The 21,890-nt window shown below is 28.7% G+C and carries 18 protein-coding genes; 14 read left to right on the top strand and 4 right to left on the bottom strand.

The features are described from left to right. Positions 1-60: 60 nt before the first annotated feature. A complete protein-coding gene (locus ACZ5SO_RS11760; protein WP_464624749.1) occupies positions 61-1,377 on the bottom strand; it encodes an ISL3 family transposase in 1,317 nt (438 codons plus the stop codon). A 179-nt stretch (positions 1,378-1,556) separates the two neighbouring features. Further along, positions 1,557-3,293 (bottom strand): sensor histidine kinase, encoded by a 1,737-nt coding sequence (locus tag ACZ5SO_RS11755; protein WP_464624840.1) that lies wholly within the window; start codon positions 3,291-3,293, stop codon positions 1,557-1,559. A 149-nt stretch (positions 3,294-3,442) separates the two neighbouring features. Here ACZ5SO_RS11755 and ACZ5SO_RS11750 point away from each other — a divergent pair, with 149 nt between their 5' ends. The 8 genes from ACZ5SO_RS11750 to ACZ5SO_RS11715 all read left to right on the top strand — a co-directional run bounded on the left by ACZ5SO_RS11750 (position 3,443) and on the right by ACZ5SO_RS11715 (position 14,816). Next, positions 3,443-4,738, top strand: a complete 1,296-nt coding sequence (locus ACZ5SO_RS11750) for an efflux RND transporter periplasmic adaptor subunit (protein WP_464624839.1) — start codon at positions 3,443-3,445, stop codon at positions 4,736-4,738. Positions 4,739-4,750: 12 nt separating this feature from the next. Next, a complete protein-coding gene (locus tag ACZ5SO_RS11745) occupies positions 4,751-5,446 on the top strand; it encodes an ABC transporter ATP-binding protein (protein ID WP_464624838.1) in 696 nt (231 codons plus the stop codon). Continuing rightward, positions 5,436-6,812 (top strand): ABC transporter permease, encoded by a 1,377-nt coding sequence (locus tag ACZ5SO_RS11740; protein WP_464624837.1) that lies wholly within the window; start codon positions 5,436-5,438, stop codon positions 6,810-6,812. Before ACZ5SO_RS11745 ends, ACZ5SO_RS11740 begins: the two co-directional genes overlap by 11 nt. Positions 6,813-6,821: 9 nt before the next feature. Beyond that, positions 6,822-8,129 carry an ABC transporter permease gene (locus ACZ5SO_RS11735; RefSeq protein WP_464624836.1) on the top strand — a complete coding sequence of 436 codons (1,308 nt, stop codon included), beginning with the start codon at positions 6,822-6,824 and terminating at the stop codon, positions 8,127-8,129. A gap of 3 nt (positions 8,130-8,132) precedes the next feature. Next, entirely contained in the window at positions 8,133-9,401 is a 1,269-nt protein-coding gene (locus tag ACZ5SO_RS11730) for a TolC family protein (RefSeq protein WP_464624835.1), read from the top strand. Positions 9,402-9,498: 97 nt separating this feature from the next. Then, positions 9,499-10,194, top strand: a complete 696-nt coding sequence (locus ACZ5SO_RS11725) for a YaaA family protein (RefSeq protein WP_464624834.1) — start codon at positions 9,499-9,501, stop codon at positions 10,192-10,194. Positions 10,195-10,281: 87 nt separating this feature from the next. Next, positions 10,282-13,851, top strand: a complete 3,570-nt coding sequence (metH, locus tag ACZ5SO_RS11720) for a methionine synthase (protein WP_464624833.1) — start codon at positions 10,282-10,284, stop codon at positions 13,849-13,851. 11 nt (positions 13,852-13,862) lie between these two features. Beyond that, the gene (locus tag ACZ5SO_RS11715; protein WP_464624832.1) at positions 13,863-14,816 is read left to right on the top strand and encodes a methylenetetrahydrofolate reductase; all 954 of its coding nucleotides are present in this window, start codon (positions 13,863-13,865) and stop codon (positions 14,814-14,816) included. 19 nt (positions 14,817-14,835) lie between these two features. Here ACZ5SO_RS11715 and ACZ5SO_RS11710 read toward each other — a convergent pair whose 3' ends face one another. Beyond that, complete coding sequence (locus tag ACZ5SO_RS11710) at positions 14,836-15,411, bottom strand: cyclic nucleotide-binding domain-containing protein (RefSeq protein WP_464624830.1); 576 nt, start codon at positions 15,409-15,411, stop codon at positions 14,836-14,838. A 112-nt stretch (positions 15,412-15,523) separates the two neighbouring features. Here ACZ5SO_RS11710 and ACZ5SO_RS11705 point away from each other — a divergent pair, with 112 nt between their 5' ends. From ACZ5SO_RS11705 to ACZ5SO_RS11695, 3 genes are all read left to right on the top strand, one after another. Beyond that, positions 15,524-15,943, top strand: a complete 420-nt coding sequence (locus ACZ5SO_RS11705; protein WP_464624829.1) for a DMT family transporter — start codon at positions 15,524-15,526, stop codon at positions 15,941-15,943. Between the two features lie 9 nt (positions 15,944-15,952). Next, the gene (locus tag ACZ5SO_RS11700; RefSeq protein ID WP_464624828.1) at positions 15,953-16,375 is read left to right on the top strand and encodes a DMT family transporter; all 423 of its coding nucleotides are present in this window, start codon (positions 15,953-15,955) and stop codon (positions 16,373-16,375) included. Positions 16,376-16,454: 79 nt separating this feature from the next. After that, entirely contained in the window at positions 16,455-18,167 is a 1,713-nt protein-coding gene (locus ACZ5SO_RS11695; RefSeq protein ID WP_464624827.1) for an ABC transporter ATP-binding protein, read from the top strand. A gap of 55 nt (positions 18,168-18,222) precedes the next feature. On the opposite strand, the gene ACZ5SO_RS11690 is transcribed toward ACZ5SO_RS11695, so the two are convergent. Further along, positions 18,223-19,344 (bottom strand): GGDEF domain-containing protein, encoded by a 1,122-nt coding sequence (locus ACZ5SO_RS11690; RefSeq protein WP_464624825.1) that lies wholly within the window; start codon positions 19,342-19,344, stop codon positions 18,223-18,225. Positions 19,345-19,500: 156 nt separating this feature from the next. Between ACZ5SO_RS11690 and ACZ5SO_RS11685 the strand changes: the two genes are divergently transcribed. The 3 genes from ACZ5SO_RS11685 (at position 19,501) to ACZ5SO_RS11675 (ending at position 21,866) form a co-directional block, all read left to right on the top strand. Continuing rightward, on the top strand, positions 19,501-19,860 hold the full coding sequence (locus tag ACZ5SO_RS11685) for a hypothetical protein (RefSeq protein WP_464624824.1): 360 nt from the start codon (positions 19,501-19,503) through the stop codon (positions 19,858-19,860). A gap of 115 nt (positions 19,861-19,975) precedes the next feature. Continuing rightward, the gene (locus ACZ5SO_RS11680) at positions 19,976-20,659 is read left to right on the top strand and encodes a response regulator transcription factor (RefSeq protein WP_464624823.1); all 684 of its coding nucleotides are present in this window, start codon (positions 19,976-19,978) and stop codon (positions 20,657-20,659) included. Continuing rightward, on the top strand, positions 20,649-21,866 hold the full coding sequence (locus ACZ5SO_RS11675; RefSeq protein WP_464624821.1) for a sensor histidine kinase: 1,218 nt from the start codon (positions 20,649-20,651) through the stop codon (positions 21,864-21,866). The genes ACZ5SO_RS11680 and ACZ5SO_RS11675 overlap by 11 nt, the downstream gene beginning before the upstream one ends. Positions 21,867-21,890: the final 24 nt, after the last annotated feature.

The raw sequence follows: 21,890 nt of genomic DNA, 5'->3' as shown, positions 1-21,890 counted from the left end.
TAACCTATATGTGGGTTAGATCCTATTAATTTTCTTGTTAAGTCCCTTTGTTAACTGATTTTATCTGTTAGCTAAAGGGATTTTTATGTTGCTACAAACCAAAAGTACATAATTGAGTAAATTATTTATGTTTCTAAACCCGTAAGCTCTTCTAATACAGAGTTTTATTTTGTTATTTAAAGCCTCAGTTTTTGCATTGCTAATATTGTATGTTCTAGTTGCCATAATAGCATCATAGTGTCGTTTTATTTTTCTTCCAAGATCTATAAAACTTGGTATTCTGCATCTTCTAGCCCAAGATAACCATGAATCTAAATGCTCTTTAACTTCATCTATATCATCAAGCTTGAATATAAATCTAAGCTCTTCTTTTAGCCTATATGCTCTATATAATTGATTATCATTAAGCTTTATCATTTCCAATTTTTCTCTCTGATTTTTTGTTAAGTTTTCAGGGTTCTTGCGTAAGGCAAATTTAGAATTTTTTATAATCTTTGATTCATCTATTGGTTTCTCATCTCCTTTCTTAGGTTGTCCTCTACCTCGCTTCTTTGGTTTTCCTTCCTTCTGTTCAAGTATTGCTCTTGCTCTTTGAGAAGCAGCTTTTCTTACATCATCAAGTGCAACTTGTGCCCAAGAGATAGTATGAAAAGGATCAATACAACGCTCTGCATTAGGGATATATTTATCAAGACAAGCCTTTATCCATCTAGCTCCATCACCACTGACAGTCTTAATAGATGCTCTCTGTTCTGGACTTAAATATTCAAAGAATTTAGATAAAGTATTTTGATTATGTCCTTCCTCTGCCCATATAACTGTACTATCATCGTTATTTACAACTGTTGTAATATAATTATGTCCTTTTTTATAGCTAGTCTCATCAATTCCAATATTAACTAAATTGTTAAACCTATCTTCATAATTAGGAGCAATATCCCATAATACTCTATTAATAATATCACCAACAGTATTCCAAGAAACACCCATAAACTCTGATAATGTTTTCTTGCTTAAATTAAAAGCTAACCAGGCTACTTGATTTTCAAAATCTTTAGTAAATCTAGAGTTATGCCTAGCCCAAGGAACTGCTGCAGTTATAACACCATGTTCTGAACAAGTTACTCTATTAGTATTAGCTAGGACATATACAGGAATATTTCCAACATTAAGTGATCTCCATTTTCGAGGAGTTCTCTTTTTGTCATATCCTGGTAATCTTCTACCACAGATTGGGCATTTATTCTGCTCTTTTTTATATGGTTCTACATGAATAAAAAGTTCTTTAATATTACTGGAATTTGTAATTAATTCCCAACTTTTAACTTTTACATTATTGACACCGATTAATTCTTTTAATAAGCTCGTTCTAGTCACTGGTTATACCTCTTTTGTTGGTTTGTAGTAAAACTACAATAGACGATAACTGGTGACTTTTTCAATAAATTCCTTAAAAAAACTAATATCTGTATTCTTTATTTCTTTCTTTTTTCCTTTCTTTTTCAATTCTCAATTATAAAATTTACCCACACTTACTGATGAAGCCTCATAATATTTTATTCATTTTTAACCACCTTACAAGGAATTTTAAATTCAAAATGACATCCATTTTTAATAGTACCATTAAGTCTTTTATATGGAGAAGTGAGAGAAATCTTACCACCAAGAATAGTGATATTTTTCTTTACGATAAATAATCCTAAACCACTTCCTCTCTCTTGAGAATTAATGGAATTTTCACCTCTATAATAAGAGTCCCAAATATATTTTTGTTCTTTGATAGGAATTCCAATTCCATCATCTTCAATTATAGCAAAGATTGAATTGTGAGGTTGATTAAATTTAACTTCTACTCTAATTTCTCCACTATATTTATTATAAGCATGGAATAAACTATTACTAATTAAATTAGAGAAAACTAATTCTAATAACCTTCTATCAATTAATACAACCTTATCGTCTACATTTTTTAAAACCCATTGAATTTTAATTCCTTTTTCTTTAGCTAGATCAGCGCTTTGGATCTTTAATAATTCAAAAAATTGTTTCAAATTAACTTTATTCTCTATTTTATTATAAAATTTATTGCCTTCAATTTTTGAATAAACTAACATATTTTCTATCATAGAATTTAATCTAGTAGACTGTTGTTTTATTAACTTTCCGTAAGAAGGAATTTTTTGTGGTTTAACAAGATTTTCACAAAGATTATCTGAAGCAGATTGTATAACGGTTAAAGGAGTTCTAAGTTCATGGGTAATTGAAGAAGTAAATTCTCTCTCTTTATTTCTTTGTCTTTGTATTCTCACTAATTGATATAGTAATAGAATACAGATAAGACCAATTAAGCTAATTAAAATTATACCACCTATAAAGATTAAACTTAAAGTTTTTTCGATATAAGAGCCATAGAAATTTTCTCCATTTATTTTTATACCAACATATGCATATACCTCATCTGCTTCTAATATAGAATTAGGTATATTATTATTATTGGGCCTTATCATTTTATTTAAAGCATTATTTTCTACTTCATTAGTATTTGAGTTATATAAATCTTGAGAAACTATAGGAATTACTAATACTTGTTTTGATATATAAGGTCCATTAAGGATTGATAGAATAGGTTTAAATTGATATGAATAACTTTTTTTTAATAAATTGTTATAATTTTGATTAATATATGTTTTGTTAGATTGGCTGATCCATTGAAGATCTATTTCATCATTTCCTTCTAGAATAGCAGGAATTATAATATCATTAGTAAATTCTATTAAATTGAAATTAACAATGAAATAAATATTTTCACTAACAGAAATAGTAATAGTTAATCTTTCATTATCAAAAAAGTAATCTTGTTTTTCATTACCATTATTTATTATCTCTAAAACATCTTTTCTAATACGATTAGTAGACCACTGTTCACCATCGTACATAGTTTCAACACCTAAATCTTTATTAAGGCTTAAATATCCTATTGATGAAATAATTGATTGATCATACTCACTATAAAATTCTTCATAAGTATCAGATATAAAATTTGTAAGGTTTTGACTATCTTCATCTCCTTTGTAATTTTCTAACCAATTTGTCAACAGATTGAAGCTATCAAATTCTCTATTTGAGACTTTATTAAAATGTAAAATGAAAGAGTTGTAAGTTTTGTAGTATTCATTTTCAGCAATTTTGCTAAACCATTTATATTCAATTATTCCAAAAATAAATAAAAATATTATTAGAATAATTGAAAATATTGAAATTACTAATTTAATGTTTTTTTTTCCTAATTTCATATCTTAATAATAACTTAGAAAGTAAAAATATCATAGATTTTATTTTATTTTAATATATTTGTTTTACATAGTTTACAAACTATTTACACTCATTTAACCATTAATTTTATTTTTTTCTTTAATGTATGGAATATATAGGAGGAACCCTAATGAGTTCAGAAGATAAAATTATAAATGTTGATAAGGTTAAACCACATACATCAAAGAAGAAAAAAAGAAGAGTAATAATTGTATTATTATTATTAATTGCCCTAGGTGGAGGAATATATTGGTATTTAAACCAATCAGTAACAAGCGATATTGTTTCTGTCTCTTCATATAGCACTGTTTATGTAACAGAAGGTAATCTAACTTCAACAACTGAGGCTAGTGGTACAGTTGTTCTTCCTAATCAAGTTACAATTATTAGTACAGAAGATGCTTATGTTGATACTCTTTATGTAAGTGAAGGTGATACAATTACAACTGATGATGTATTAATTAAATTTAGTATTCCAGATTATGAAGATGATATGGAAACTTATAATCTAGAATTAGAGCAAGCAAATATAGAATTAGAGTCTCAATTAAAAGAAAATGAATATGTTTTACAGAATTTAGAATTAACAATTGAAAGATTAGAAAGTGAAATTGAAGATACTCTAGAAGAAAAAGAAAAATATGAAGCATTAGCTTCTGTAAAAAACACATATAAAGATACGTTAGATGACATTGAAGATACTTTAGAGTCCTTATATGAAAGTCTAGAAGACGCTCAAAATGAATTAGAATATGAAAAAACAATTCAAGCGATAGATATTAATAAGCAAAAAGCTAATATTAAATTAATTGAATTAAATATATCTCAACTAGAAGAAGATATAGAAGAGTTAAATATAAAAAGTCCAATGGCTGGTGAAGTCCTATCTATAAATGAGGATTTATATATTACAGGAAACTACATTGAATCCTCTGATCAATTATTTATTGTAGCAGATAGATCTTTAGTCTATGTAGATCTTGATATATATGAACAATATGCATCTCTCTTGGATGTTGGAGATCCTCTCGAATTGACAATAGGAACAGAAACTATGAATGCAACTATTGTAAGTATTGGTAAAGTAGCTTCTATGGATTCAGATGGACTTACAGCACCTATAACAATTAGGGTAAAGCCTGAGACAGAGACTACTTTAAATCCTGGTGCTTCTGCTGTAGCAAGCATTGTTTTAGGTGTAGAAGAGAATGTCTTACTATTACCTAGAGGTTCATATTTAACAACTGGAAATCAAAAATATGTTTATGTAGTTGATGGTGATAAAGCTTATAAAACTGAAGTTGTATTTGGAGATATCCAATCAAATACTGTTGAAGTTATCAGCGGCTTAGAAGCTGGAGATGAGATTATAACATCATCTTATCAAGGATTCATCTCAGAAGATGTTATTTTATTAAAAAAGTAAAGGAAGAAAATTATGATTAATTTAGAAAATATTTCAAAAGTATATGATCTCGATGAAACAAAAGTTAAGGCTTTAGATAATGTATCAATCCATATAGATAGAGGCGAGTACATAGCAATAATGGGCCCTTCTGGTTCAGGTAAATCTACCTTAATGCATATTCTTGGAATTTTAGATACAGCCTCCTCAGGTGTATATAAGCTTGAAGGATACGATATAACAACTTTAGAAGATAAAGAGCAAGCTAGGATTAGAAATAAGCATTTTGGATTTATATTCCAAAGTTTCAATCTATTTCCAGAATTAAGTGCTTTAGAAAATGTAATGCTCCCAATGCAATATGCAGCAGTTCCATTAAAAGAGAGAAAAGATAGAGCAGCTTATTTATTAGATGAAGTTGGCTTAGCTCACAGGATGAATCACCTGCCAACTATGATGAGTGGTGGTGAACAACAACGTGTAGCTATTGCAAGAGCTCTATCAAATGAACCAGATTTGATATTAGCCGATGAACCAACAGGTAACTTACCAACCGATAAGGGGGATGAAGTTATGCAAATTTTGGAGAAAGTTAATAAAACAGGTGTAACAATTGTTATGGTTACTCACAATCCTAATCAAGGAAAGAGAGCTAACAGAATTATCAATGTTAGAGATGGAAGAATAGTAGAAAATATAAAAGATGTAGGAGCTAATTATGCTAAGTGAGCCTTTCAAAATTATATTTAGAAGATTTGTAAATCGTCTAACTGAATCTGGATTGCTAATTATTAGTGTAGCCCTTGGTGTAGGAGCTTTTGCTGCAGGAGGTACATTATTTGTTAATGTATTAAACGAAAACAATGAAGTATTAAATTCTCCTGCATATAAAGAGATTGTAGTTTCCACTAGAGAAGAAACTGAGTCTATGGAAGTTCCAGCTAAAGAAAAATTGCTCAATCAAGATGCAATTTTAGCACAATCTGATTTAGAAGCTGCTCAGCTAATTCCATCCATTAGTTATTCATATATTATGAACGATACTAGACTTAGAATGATTAATGAGGAGTTCGAAGAGAGAGCAAATAATTTTGCTCCTCCAGCTGGTGATAATGGCGAAAATGAAGAAGGAGAAGTTAGAAATGACAATCCTTCTAATGTTATGGAAGATTTACTAGAAGATGGTGGTTTTGATGCAATTTTAGCAGATAGTAGTATAGTCTTAAGTGATGAAGATGAGATAAGTGGTTATGAAGTAACATCTCAATTTTTTGATGCATGGGATATAAAAGCTGAATATGGCTCTTTATTCTCTACTGTTGATTATAATCAAACTAATTCTCTTGTTGTACTTGGAAGTGAGTTTGCTAGAACTCTTGTAGATGATGAAGAAGATCTTAGTATGCTAATTGGTAAAAGGATGTTAGCATTGCAAGGATATCAAACAATTGTTGGGATTCTTGAAGAAACAGATTCTTCTTATGACTATCAATTCTTTAGTCCTTACTCTGATGCAACTTCTAGTGGTGACTTTTCACAAATTAGAAGATTAGCACAAAATACCCAACTAAGGTTTGCCGTATCTGATCCTTCAGATTTAGATACAGTTTCTCAAATGTTGGACCAGTGGTTTACTAATGAATTTGGTGAAGGCCAAATAATTGTTACAAACCCTAGACTTGAAGCTGAACAAACTGTAGAGAGAAATTCAGGAATTAGTTTATTATTATTAATCTTAGCTATTTCTGGCTTGTTCATATCATCAGTAAATATTTCTCATATTTTGTTAAGTAGAACACTCAGAATGAAAAAACATGTTGGTATTTTAATGGCTCTTGGAGCAACGAAGAAAAAAATTAATCTTCTATTCTCAGTGGAAGCCCTTTTAATAATAGTAGTTGGTACAGTTTTAGGTGTCTTGATAGCTTTACCAATCAACAGTCAGATGCAAAGTGCTCTTGAACTTACAGTATCATCAAACTACATGATATTAATTAGCGCTGTAGTTTCTGCTGTATTGATTTTTGCTTTTACGATTATACCTATTAGAAGGTTTGATAAAATAAAACCTGCTGATGCTATGAGGACACAATAGGAGATAGATATGAAAAAATTTTTAGTTATGATGTTAAGGCAGTGGTCACACTCTCCTATAAAAATGATATTAACATTAGTTGCAGTTTCTTTAGGTTCTTTTATCTTAATACTTTCTTTCAATGTTACAGAAATTATAGATGAACAAGTTGAAACTCAATTAAATAATAATGGAATTGTAGTACAAGTAGCCAATGGTACTTGGGATTCAGATGGAACAATTGATCAAACTAGACCTTCAGAATGGGATTCTACAATTCAAGATTTCTTGATTAGTGATACAGATACCATTGAAGATACAGCTATTGTAAGTAGATCAATTTTTAATGAAGTTACAGTTGCAGGAGTTTCTTATGATTTGAGAACTTCTATTGCTACAGAAGGTTCATATTTTGATATTTACGGTTTAGAAATTGTAGCCGGTGTTGAAATGACTGATGAGGATCTCAATTTAGGATCTAAAAAAGTTTGGCTAAGTGAAGAGACCGCAAGTATTATATTTGGCTCAGCTGAAAGTGCGATTGGACAGTGGGTTCAACCACCAGGACAGGCTTTTGGAAGAGGTTTAGGAAATAGAACTCAAAATGTAGTAACGCAATATTTAGTAGCAGGTGTTTATAAAATACCTTCCGAAATTTCTAGAAAAGTTTATGGGATAGGAGATCTACTAGTTCCTTATACTGCAATATTACCTAGTGAAATGAGTGCTAGTATGGCAAAAGATTTATTATCTGGAATGTTAGTTGTAAAGAGCACAGAGACATCCATTGATGAAGTAGAACAGACTATTAAACAAGTAATTTATCAAGATTTTGGTGAAGATATAGATGTTGAAGTTTGGGAAGGTTCAATGCAAGGTGAAACTAGCTACATGACTGATCTTAGAAAGACCGTTCAAGTATTTACAGTTTCAGTTAATATTTTAGGATTAGTCTTAATGCTTGTAAGTACTCTTGGAGTATTTAGTATAATGCTAGTAGAAGCTTTAAGTAGAAAAAGACAAATAAGTTTAGAGAGAGCCCTTGGTGCTTCAAAAAATAGAATTATTAAGGAATTCTGGAGTTGGTCAATGGCTATGTGTTTTCTTGGAGTAATTATAGGAGCAATTATTGCTTACTTTGCTTTCCCTTCTATCCTACAAACAATTACCCCATTATTTGGAGAGTTATCAAATGAATTAGATTTAGGTGTTAGTTTTAGCTTTATGGCTTTTGCTAAGAGTTCCTTATTAATTTTAATATTTGGTGGAATGTTCGGAGTAATCCCAGTTTTCCCAGTTGTTAAAGAAAACATAGCAGAAGGCTTAAAGGAAGTTTAAATTATGAATAAAAAAAATATAAGTATAGGTTTAATAGTTATATTTTCACTATCTTCAGCATTTGCTGGAGTTAGTGAGAATATTGAAAATATGGTTTCATATGCTATTAATAATAATGTTGATTATTTAGAGGCAAAACTTGACTTAGAACAATCAGAGGATGATGCAACACTTGACCCAGTCTACTATGATTCAACTATAAGTATTGAAAATGAAATAGAAACAGATTTCTCCTCAATAGATCCTACATCCACGCTATCTGTTGATATCCCTCTTATTGAACAATTATCATTAAATGCAGAGGTTGATACAGACTTAGACGGAAGCTTTGGCTTTACTTTTACCCCTTTAGTAAATTCAACATCTAATGTAGCTAATGAAAAAGAATATGAAAATAATATTGTGTATTTAAGTGAATATAAAGATGACTTGTTTGTTAGTATAAGTGAAGCATATCTAGACTATTTATTAGCAGTAGAAAGTCTTGAACTACAAAAAGATGAAGTTGCTTTAGATAAAAAGTTGTATGAAGAGCAAAAAATATTATACCAATATGATGAAGTCTCTTTGGTAGATGTTCAAGATGCTCTTGTAACATATACTGAATCAAATAATGATATTAGGACATTAGAAATTGACGTCTATGAAACTAAAGTAGCTCTATATGAATTGTTAAATGTAGAGAGTGATTCAGAAATAGAAATTCCAATTACAGATTTAGATGAGATTGTTGAATTATCCCAAAAAGCTGATAGTATTTTAGAGGGAAAAGATTTTTCTCCACTAAGTGATTATTCTGTTGTTAAAGCATTGAACACTACTATTACCTTAGAAGATTCATATAATAATTTAGATTGGTATGAGCCAACATTAGATATAAATACTTCTGTTTCGATAGATGGCACATTAACAGCCTCAGTATTATTTAAAACAGGCTATAATGATTACAATGGTGATGAGAAATATGATTTACAAGAAGAGATTGAATTAGCTAAACTTACAGCATCTTCAACTATAGCTCAAGTTAAAAATGATATCGAGCTATTAAAGAACACTATAGAAAGTGATAAAAAGAACATTGAAGATTTAAAACTTCAGATTGAACAAAACTCTTTAGTAATGAATGAAGCTTCTGCTTTACTTGCCTTAGATGAATATGAAGAATTAGATTATGAAAGTTTACAACTTAATGAAAAGAAGTTGAATTTCAATCTAATTGAAGCTTATGTTGATTTATATGTTGATCAACTAAATTTAATAAACTATTTATAAAATCATTAAAATTTTATTTAACTACCTCCTTTTTTCATTTAGGGAGGTAGATTTTTATATATAGATAAAATTAAATATAAAGGGTAATATTAGATGTATGAAAATAATAATTAGTCCATCAAAAGAGAAAAAAACCTTACCTTTTGAATTTGAGACAACAAAGCCATACTTTTTTAACAAAGCTGAGTTCTTAGTTAAAAAATTAAAAAAATTAGATGTTAACCAAATACAATTAGCTTTTAAATGTAGTAAAAGTATAGCAAAAGATGTCTATATTTCTTATCAAAATTTTAATGAGATAGTGCATCCAGCTCTTTTTTATTTTAATGGTCTACAATACAAGTATTTAGATGTTTTAAGCCTAGAAAAAGATGAAATAAGTTTTTTATTAGATAAAGTACTAATAGCAGATGCTTTATATGGATTGCTTAGAGCTACTGATGAAATTAGTAATTATCGACTTGATTATAAAACAAAACTTCCTTTTTTTAATTACGATTATTATAAAAATGATTTAGATGAAATAATTGATCAACCTGTGATTAATTTATGTTCTAAAGAGTTTAGCAGAAATTTAAATCAAGATAAGCTTTTTACAATTAATTTTGTTCAAAATTTAAATGGAAAAATTAAAAGTTATAGTACTCATACTAAAATTGCTAGAGGAAAGTTTTTAAGATATCTTGCTAAGAATAAATCAACTTCATTTGATGTGATTAAAAAATTTAAAGAAGATGGATATTATCTAATTTCTGAGAGTAAAAGTGAATTAACATTTCAAAAAGACCTTTAGCAAATATATAACTAGTAAATAATTGTGAAATTATATTTTTATATGATAAAATTAGTAAATTATAAATATCAATAAATTGGGGACAGTATGACAAGAAGTGAATATTTAATAAAATTGGCAAATCAAAGAATATTATTACTTGACGGTGCTATTGGAACATCAATTCAACAAAAAAATCTTTCTATAGAAGATTACTCAACCTCTTTGTTAAATGGAAAGGATAAAGAATACCCTGGTCTAGGTGAATTATTAAATATTTCACGCCCTGATGTAGTTTTTGATATTCACAATGAATTTTTAGCATCTGGTGCTGATATAATTACAACAAATACCTTTTGTGCGAATAGAATAACATTAAAAGAATATGATTTAGACTCTTATGTAAATGAGTTAAATCAAAGTGCAGTAGAGATAGCAAGAGCTGCAGCAGAGAATGCAGAAGCAGAAGATGCTTCTAGGTTTGTTTTTGTTGCAGGAAGTCTAGGCCCAACTGGTAAAATGCTATCTTTTTCAACAGATAGTGAAGATATATTAAAAAGAGATTATAATTTTAATGATTTTAAAGAAGCTTATAGAGAGCAAGCACTTGTGCTTTTAGAAACTCAATGCGATATCCTTTTAATCGAGACTGTTTTTGATACTTTAGTATGTAAGGCAGCATTAGAAGGAATTAGAGAGGCTCAAGTTCAATCAGGAATAATAAAACCAATTATGGTTAGTGTAACTTTTAGTGATATTAGCGGACACACCCTTTCAGGCCAGACTCTTGAGGCATTTTGTAATACTTTAGCTTCCTATCCTTTATTTTCTTTAGGGATGAATTGTTCAATGGGTGCAACAGAGATGTTAAGTTTAATTGAAAAATTATCTTCAATATCCCCTTTTATGGTATCTGCACATCCAAATGCAGGTTTACCATTAGCAGATGGCAGTTATGGTGAAAGTGCTACTGATATGGTAAAAACTCTTTTACCTTTACTTAAAAAAGGTTGTTTAAATATTATCGGTGGCTGTTGTGGTACAACGCAAGAACATATAAAAGCCTTATATAATGAAATAAATAAAAAAGATGAAAAAGGAAATTTAATATGTAGAGCAAGACAAATCCCTACAAAATCAGATTTACGATTATGTGGCTTAGATCTTGATAAAGAAGAAGACAGATTAATGATTGTCGGAGAGAGGTGTAATGTTGCGGGGTCTAGAAAGTTTTTAAATCTTATTCAAGAAGAGAATTGGGAGATGGCAACCTCAATAGCCCATGAACAAGTTGAGAAAAATGCTGATGTTTTAGATATTTGCATGGATTCATCTATGATAGATGGTAAAAAAGCAATGGTTTCTTTTTTAAGATATATCAACTGCGATCCATATATTTCAAAAAAACCATATATGATTGATTCTTCAAATTGGGAAGTAATAGAAACAGCTTTAGGAGAGCTTCAAGGCAGATGTATAATTAATTCAATTAGCCTTAAAGAAGGTGAAGAGAAGTTTATCGCTAAAGCAAAAACTATTAGTAATTTCGGACATAAAATGGTTGTAATGTTATTTGATGAAATAGGTCAGGCAACAACTTATGAGAGAAAAATAGAAATTGCAAAGAGAAGTTATAATTTATTAGTAGCTAATGATATTAGAAAAGACTTGATAATTTTTGATCCAAATATATTAACAGTTGCAACAGGTATAGATGAAAGTGATTATTATGCTCTAGATTTTATTAAAGCAGTAAAATGGATTAAAACTAATCTAGATAAAGCTCAAGTCTGTGGTGGAGTTAGTAACCTTTCCTTTTCTTTTAGAGGAAATAATCCCCTAAGAAGGGCAATGCACACTGTTTTTTTGCATTATGCTAAGAAAGCAGGCCTTGATTTTGCTATTGTGACTCCTTCAATAAATTTGGATATAGAATCAATTAATCAAGAAGCAAGACGAATATTAGAAAAAGCATTATTTGAGCCATGTGTTGAAAATAGAGAAAAATTAATAGAACTAGCGTCTTCAAATCTTTTAGGAAATAGTAATAAGAAAAGAAAAATTCAACAAAATATTCAAGAAGTAAAAACACCAGAGCAAAGAGTTATTTTAGCCATTTGTAATGGAGGAAGTGTAAGCTTTGAAAAAGATATTGATTTGTTGTTAGAAAAGATAAAAGAAGAAAATAAATCACCAATTTCTATTATAGAAGGTCTTGCAATGGAGGCTATGTCTATAGTTGGTGATAAGTTTTCTAAAGGACAAATGTTTCTTCCTCAAGTAGTAAAAAGTGCAAGAGTTATGAAAAGTCTAGTGAGCTATATTGAACCTGAAATAGAAAAATGGAGAGAGGGGAATGTAGAAAAAGAAGAAAAACTTTCCAAAGTTGTTGTATTTGCCACAGTTAAGGGAGACGTTCATGATATTGGAAAGAATATTTGTATATTACTTTTAAGATGCAATGATTTTGAAGTAATAGATTTAGGGGTTATGGTTGCTACTGAGAAAATAATAGAATGTGCAATAGAAAACAAAGCTGATTTAATTTGTTTAAGTGGTTTGATAACTCCCTCTCTAGATCAAATGGCAAATGTTTGTAGATTAGCAAAAGAAAAAGGCTTAACGATTCCTATTATAGTAGGAGGCGCTACAACTAGTTTTGAACACACAGCAATAAAATTATCTCCTTTATATGACTATAGAGTTTTTCAAACATCAGATGCATCTAAGTTAGCCTCATTAGCTCTTGATATAATTAAAAAGGGTGATTCTTATATTTCTCAACTTTCACAAGAATATAAAATAAAAGAAGAGGAAGTTAAAACTAAAATTAAAAATAAAACACCTCAAAAAACAGTTACATATAAAGAAGCGTTTAAAAATAGATTTAGAAAGAAATCTTCGACAATTATTCCAAAAATTATTGGTATAAAGAAAATTGAGAATGTTGATATAGATTATTTAATTTCTTTAATAAATTGGAAAATGTTGGCATTTAGCTATAATATTAAGCCAAATAAAAAAGAGAGTGATAAATTAAAAGATTATGCTCTCTCTTTATTGAATGTGCAAAAAGTTAGAGAAATTTTAACTGAGTCTATTCATGGAGTATATGGGATTTTCCCTTGTACTAGTGATGGCTTATCAATTAATGTAGATGGAAGAGAAAAATTGACTTTTGCAAGACAAGAGGTAGGAAAAACTTCATTATCGATAGCTGATTTTGTCAATGAAACTGATTATATTGGTATGTATATTGTGACTGCAGGCCATTATATTGAAGAGTTTTCTAAAATGTTTGAAGAAGCAGATGTGATATTATTAAGATTAATAGCAATAAGATTAGCAGAAGCTTTATCTCAAAGCATGGAAGATTTGTTTGAAAAAGAGTGGGGTTCTCCAATTATAAAAGTTGCACCGGGCTATCCATCTTGTCCTAATTTATATCATAATAAAACTATATTTAGTCTTTTAGATGGAGAGAAAAATACATCTGTTAGATTGAGTGATAATTACATGATGAATCCAGAAGCTAGTATAACTTCATTAGTATTACAAGGAGAAGGCTTAAAATATTTTAATGTTGGAGAACTTAGTAGAGAACAACTTAAAATAATTAGTAAAGCTCAAAATATAGAAGAAAAAAAATTAATATCTTTGGGCTTAAAAGTTAAATAGGATGGAAAAAAATGAAAGTTACAGAAATCTTAGAGCAATCAAAACAACCTTTATTTACATTTGAATTGCTTCCCCCTTTGAAAGGGCATACTATAGAAAGTATTTTTAAATCAACAAAAAAATTAATGGAATACTCCCCTTCTTATATAAATATTACAAACCACCAAAATGAAATAATCTATGAAGAAGATGAAAATAAAGTAATACATAGAAAAGTAGTAAGAAAGAGACCTGGAACAATAGGCTTAGCCGCTGCCTTGCAATACAGTTTTAATATACCTACAATACCTCATTTAATTTGTGGTGGAATGAGTAATTTAGAAATTGAAAACACATTAATTGAATTAAATTTTTTAAGCATTGATAATGTATTTGCTCTTAGAGGAGATCCACCAAGAGGAGAAAGAAGATTTATTCCATGTAAAGATGGGTATGAACATTCATCTGAAATGGTAACTCAAATAGCAAATATGAATAAGGGCATATACTTAGATAGGGCTTTAAAGAATCCAATAAGTACAGACTTTTGCATAGGCGTTGCAGCTTATCCTGAGAAGCATTTTGAATCTCCAAATCTTGAAGTGGATATAATGAACTTAAAGAAAAAACAAGATGCAGGAGCCTCTTATATAGTAACGCAATTATTTTATGATAATAATGTTTATTTTAATTTTGTTGATAAATGTAGATCTATGGGGATAACAATACCAATAATTCCGGGTATAAAACCTTTAACAAGAAAAGGTCATCTTTCCTTAATTCCAACAACCTTTTCGATTGATATACCGCCAGAACTTTATGAAATGGTTAATAAAGCAAAGAGTAGAGAAGAAGTAAAAGAAATTGGAGTTTGGTGGGGAATTAAACAAACTAAAGAGTTAATTTCAAGAGGAGTGCCTGGGATCCATTATTATACAGTGGGGTCTGTAGATTGTGTTGCAGAGATAGTTAAGTCTTGCTATTAACCTCATTATGCCATTGTTTTTATAAATTAATTATATATTGCTTTTTTTTATCCGTTGGAACTAAGATTTTCTTGTCCTTAAGTTTTTTAATAATTCTGAGCAAATGTCTATAGCTTGTACCAAGCTCTTGAGAGATTTGAATTAGATTAGCTTCAAAAACTTTATCAGGATATGTCGTTTGCAAATATGAAATAAGTCTGTCCTCTAGTGGTAGTAGTATATTTTGGGTGGTTTGAGTAGAAGAAGTAGCTAATTTATGAGCAAGGTTTAATGCAATAAGATTACAATAGTTAATATCTCTTTTAACTAATTCTTTGCTTTTTTTTAAAGACAGTCTTATACATTCAACTTTTGAAATAGAAAATACACTAGTTAGTGCAATATTTGAATCGCTCATAGTCTCAAGATCTCCGACAACCCCTGAGCCTTTATAAAAACCAAAACTCATAATATTGCCATTTTCTTTTTGGGTTGTAACTTTACAAACGCCAGATAGAATAATGGTAACGTAACTTAGTTCAAAGCCTTCACGACACAGAAAGATCCCCTCATCTATAGTAGTTTTTTTTCCATATTGTTCAAATGATTTAGTCATATAACTATTTTATCATTAAAATAGTGTAAAAACCATAAAGATAATTTAATAATATGACAAAGGTCATATTTTTGTAAAACAAATAGTAATAGACTACATTTGAGGTGATTATATGAATTATGTGATGGCAATCTTTATTGGCTTTATAATTTCAATAATGGTAGCTTTAAGTGGAGTATTAACAGAAACAGTTGGCGTTTATCATGCAACTTTAATAGCCCATATTACAGCATTAGCAATAATTGTTGTAATAATGATAATAAAAAAGCAAAAGATAAAAATAAGATCTAAGGTTCCTCTTTATTATTTTAGTGGTGGATTATTAGGCGTCCTTACAACAGTTTTTAATAATTTTGCTTTTTCTGCTTTAGGTGTTTCAATTATGTTATCTCTTTGTTTACTAGGTCAAAGTGTAACTTCTTTAATTCTAGATGCTTTTCATGTTTTTAATCATTGTGCAACAAATAACTATAAAACTTATATAGGTTTAGGTTTATTAGTAAGTGGCATAATTACAATGATACTATTTTAGGAGGTTTTTGTGGTTTTATCAATTATTTTTTCAATACTCTCAGGTGTTACAATAGTATTATCTAGGACAACAAATGCTTTACTTTCACAAAAATGTAATCCATTAGTTAGTACATTTTATAATTATGTTATAGGTTTATTCTTTTCATTTATAGCTCTCATATTATTTGCGAAAGCTGAAATTCCATATTTTTCACATGATTCATATCCCTCATTTTATTTTTATTTAGGAGGACCATTAGGAATTTTAGTAGTTAGTGGCTCTCTTTATTTAGCAACAAGAATACCTTCTTTAATTATGACTATATTATTATTTTTTGGACAAATAAGTGCAGCTGTAATTTTAGATTGGATTTTAAGCGGTTCGTTGGATCTTGCAAATATTATTGGAGGATTATTAGTATTTTCAGGTCTGTTATTTCTCAATCAATAATTATAATCTTATTAGGTGTTTATTGTTATTTGTTAGTATATTTTTTATAATGAAGCGAGAATAAAAACTGGAGAAATGAATGTTAAAAAGATTTTTTTCGTATTATAAACCATATATTGGTTTATTTGTTTTGGATATAGTAGCAGCAATTGTTTTCTCAACAGTATCTGTATTCTTTCCAATAGTAACTAGAAATCTAATTAAAACATATTTACCTAATGCAATGTGGACCCCAATGATAATTAGCTTTGTTTTGATATTAGTTATATATCTGATACAATTATTGTGTGATTATATTAGGTTAAAATGGGGACATATACTTGGAGTATATATAGAAACAGATATGAGAAGCGATCTTTTTTCGCATTTGCAAAAACTATCTTTTAGCTATTATGACCAAACAAAAACAGGTCATATAATGAGTAGAATTACAAATGATTTGTTTCAGATAACAGAAACTGCTCATCACTGTCCTGAAGATATAATTATAAGTAGTATCACATTAATTGGTGCATTTACAGCCATGTTTATTTTCAATTGGAAGTTAGCATTAATTACTTTAATACCTTTCCCACTACTAGCCTCATATGGCTTAATTTTTGGACTTAAATTGAGAACTAGATTTGTTAAAGTAAGAAAAACTTTAGCTGATGTAAATAGTAATGTTGAAAATTCTATACAAGGAATTAGAGAAGTTAAATCTTTTAATAAAGAAGATTATCAAGAAAAACAATTTAAAAATAGTAATGATATATTGATGGATGCAAAAAAAGAGCAATATGATGCAATGGCAAAATTCCACTCAGTAATGAACTTTTTGAGAAATTTATGTTATTTGTTTCCAATTGTAGGTGGAGCATTATTAATATATATAGGTCAAGTAGAATCTTATGATCTAATTGCCTTTATATTATTTGTAACAGTTATGCTACCACCAATAGATCGTTTGATTAACTTCATGGAGCAACTTCAACAAGGAATTGTTTGTTTCCAAAGATTTATAGAGGTTATGGATATTCATCCAGAGATAAAAGATTTACCAAATTCTAAAGATTTAGTTGTAACAAAGGGAATAATTAGATATGAAAATGTAAACTTTTCTTACGATGATGACACTCAAGTATTAAAAGATGTAAATTTAAAGATAGAAGGTGGTTCAACAATAGCTTTAGTTGGAGAATCCGGAGCTGGAAAAAGTACATTAGCTAATTTAATACCAAGATTTTATGAAGTTACTTCTGGAAAAATCTATATTGATGATCAAGATATAAGAAATATTACACAGTCATCTTTACATAAAAAAATAGGCTTTGTTCAACAAAATATCTTCTTATTTGATGCTTCAATTAAAGAGAATTTAAAATATGGTAAAGCTGGTGCAACTGATGAGGAATTATGGGATGCTCTAAAAGCTGCTAATTTAGATAAGTTTGTAGCATCTCTTCCGCATGGGTTAGATACTCAAGTTGGCGAACATGGCGCTAGGCTCTCAGGTGGACAAAAACAACGTTTATCGATAGCAAGGGTATTCTTAAAGAATCCACCAATCTTAATTTTTGATGAAGCTACAAGTGCTCTAGATAGTGAAAGTGAAAAATTAATTACAGATGCATTTAATAGGTTAGCACAAGGAAGAACTTCCATAGTAATAGCACATAGATTATCTACAGTTAGAAATGCAGATAATATAATAGTAATTGATGATGGCAGAATTATAGAAACTGGGAACCATAAGTCTTTAATAGCTAAAGGCGGAAAGTATGCTCATTTATATAATAGTCAGAAATTATAAAATAATAGCAAAAAAAGACTAATGGTAATAAATCATTAGTCTTTTTTAATATAAACTATGCTTGTAAGAAATAACCTCTTCCATTGTTCTTAACTTCATATAAAGCATGGTCTAGTTTTCTTAGCATATCTTCAATCTTGAAAGTCAAATTTTCACAACCTAATCGCGTAAATAAATAACCACCACTTACAGAGAAAGAATGAGTTTCATTATCAAATTCTACATCCTGTAATGAAGTCTGGAGAGAATGTAAAGCTTGATCAGAAGCTTTTTTATTCATAGCTGGAACAACTACCATAAATTCATCACCGCCGAATCTATATACGTGTTCTTTTCCAAAGAAATCGCAAAGTTTCTTAGCATAATATTGAATAACTAAATCACCATTTTGATGACCATAAGAATCATTTACATTTTTGAAGTGATCTATATCAGTAAACAAGAAAAAGCAGTTTTCGCTACAGAAAAGATAACTATCTTGAATTAAAGCTCTTCTATTCTTTGTTCCAGTAAGAGTGTCTTTTAAAGAGGCCTGTCTAAACTCTTCACTTATATTTGTTAATTCAATTTGAGCTTTTGTCTTTTCGACAAATAGTTTGTATTTTGCTACACCAGAAGCAAAACATAAAACAATGAAAGCGATAAATTTAAAAGTATATCCAGCATCAAAACCGCCTTTATAAATTGACCAAAAAGTAATATAAAAAATACCAGCAATAAAATGATACAAAGCAGCTTGGAAAGGTGATTGAAGCGTTAATGTAGTAATAGCTAATACAATAGTACAATACATTATGCAATCGCCACCATATTTAAAATCAATACTACTAATTAGAACAGTACAAGAGGTTACTGCTACAATTACAACAGCTTGAAGCCTTTCAACCCAAGCTGCTTTTTTATTATTTTTATAATAAAATAGCATAACAGAGGAGTAGAAAAAGAAACATATTATTGAGTTAATCAGGTATAATAAACGATAAGTTAATCTTTCAGGTACATCAAAATATGGAGTAAAAGTTAATATAAAGTAAAGGAATTGAGAAATTCCAAATACCAGAGCCAATAAGTTTACAAACTTAATATTAAAATTATCTATATGTTCTTGAACTTCACGATTCGGATTAGAAAAAAATAAATCCATAATAATACTCCTAGTTTTTGCTTTGTTCTTCACTATAATCTCCTCAAAAAATAGTTTAAAGGTTAGATTCCAAATAATCAATTAAATAGTGCATTTTTTATAATTTTACCACAATTTCACCACATTAGTATCTTATTTTTAGTATATCACATAAAAAGATGTGAAATAAAAATTAAGGAAAGTAATAAAATGAAAAAAAGAATTGTATTAATTTTAGTAATTGTCGGTATAGCATCAACAGGTATTTTTGCTAGGTCTATGGAATCAAATAGTAATCTAGGAGTTCGTTCAGAAGTGGGGAGACAGGCCTTATATGAAAGAACAGGAGAAGATTTATATAAAAATGTTGAAATGAATCAAGTTTATTCTAAAAGTGAATTATTAGATAATTGTGAGCTAGGTATACATAGAAGAGATAATGCTAGAAAAGATAATAATAATCATTCTAGAAGAAATATGAATAGTAATGTTCGTCAAGGAGAGCGTACAAAATTTGATAGAACAAATGAAAATCGTAGAGGTATGCCAACTTTTATAGTTACTAATTAAAATTCATTTATACAGTATAACAGAGAAACTAGTTGTTGCTATTAAATTAGTAATAACTAGTTTTTCATAATTTTAAAATGAGGTGTGATATAATAAAAGCAAATAGAGGAAATTAATGAAAGATTATAAAATTTTAATAGCAGATGATGAAGAGAATATATCAAGTATATTAGGAAAATACTTACAAAAGGAAGGATATAAAATTGTTGTTGCAAATGATGGTAAAGAAGCTATAAAATATTTTGATTCAGAAGATTTTGATTTAATTATATTAGATTTGATGATGCCTTATTTTTCTGGAGAGCAAGTTTGTACATATGTAAGAAAGAAATCTAGGGTACCAATAATTATGTTAACTGCTAAAGTTGGTGATGATAATTTAGTAAAAGGGATTGATTTAGGTGCTGATGATTATATAGAAAAACCATTTAGTCCAAGAGAAGTAGTCGCTAAAGTAAAAGCTATATTAAGACGCAGTAAAAATGATTTATTAGTCTCAAAGCCAGTTGTTTATGGAAATTTAAAATTTGATTTTGATAAATCATTAATTTATAAAAATTCTCATTTAATTGAACTTACTCCTACTGAGAGAAAAATATTATTTACCATGGCAAAATCTCCTTATCGTATTTTCTCAAGAGAAGATTTAATACTTTATGCTTTACAAGATGACTTTGATGGGTTTGATCGTAGTATAGATACATATATAAAGGGACTTAGACTGAAAATTGAAGATGATAGAAAACATCCGAAATATATAAAAACTAAGCATGGAATAGGGTATAGTTTTGAAATTTAAATTAACAATAAAAAGACATTTAACAATTATCTTTGGACTTTTTTCTTTAATAATAACAGTGCTAGTCGCATTGGTTTTTAATTTTTCTGTTGAAACAAATTTTGAGAAATATGCAAATAATAAAAATCAACAGCTTTTAGAGCGTCAGCAAGATGGATCTCCAACTATAATAAATCAAAACAATTCAATTATGGTTCAAGGAAGAAATAGAAATTATCAACTTACAAACGTGGAATTAGAGTTAAGAAATTCAATTTTAACATCTATTATTCTTATAGGATTGATTTCCTTTATAATATCATTGATTATTGGACATTTTATTTCTTTTTATCTATCTAAACCATTAAAATCATTAACTAAAACAACTGAAGAAATAGAAAAAGGTAATTATAATGTTAAAATAGATTATAACACGTCAATTGAAGAAATTTATCAATTAAGTAATTCTTTAATTCACATGGCGAATCAAATAAGCGAGAGTATTGAAAAGGACAAACGATTATCTCAGGATGTTCAGCATGAAATCAGAACTCCGCTAACAAATCTTAAAGCACAATTAGAAGCAATGCTTGATGGTGTACTCGATTTAGATTTAGAAAATATAAAGCATTGTTTATTAGAAGTAGAAAGACTTACAAAAATAGTTCAACAATTACATCAGATAGATGATATTGAAAATGATAATTTAATAAAAATGGAAAATTTGTCTTTATATAATTTAATAAATTCGATATTTGAAGAATTTAAGCTCTTTATAAAAGATAATAATATAAAAGTCTCTAATTTAGTTGATAAAGATTTTATCATAAAAACGAATGAACAATTATTTTATTCAGTATTATATAATTTGATTAGTAATTCCATTAGATATAGTGGGAAAAACTCAATAATAAAAGTATATTTAGAACAATTTAATCCAAAAGATATAAAATCTAAATACTACTCAAAAATAAAAGAAAAGGGGAATATCTCTTTATCATATAATATAATATGTGTAGAAGATAATGGAGTAGGGATACAAAAAGAAAGTTTAGATCATATTTTTGAGAGATTTTATAGAGAAGATAAGTCGAGGTCAAGAAAAGTAGGTGGGGCTGGGCTTGGCCTCTCTATAGTTCTAGCAGCTTTAAGTAAATTAAAAGGTTTTGTTGAAGTTGAAAGTATTAAACAAGTTAAGACAGTTTTCTCTGTTTTTATAGAAAAATAATAATAATAATAATGTTTCATCATT

Source organism: Pleomorphochaeta naphthae, assembly GCF_055396005.1.
The sequence above is the reverse complement of the archived record's forward strand: the minus strand, read 5'-3'. Positions and strand labels throughout refer to the sequence as shown.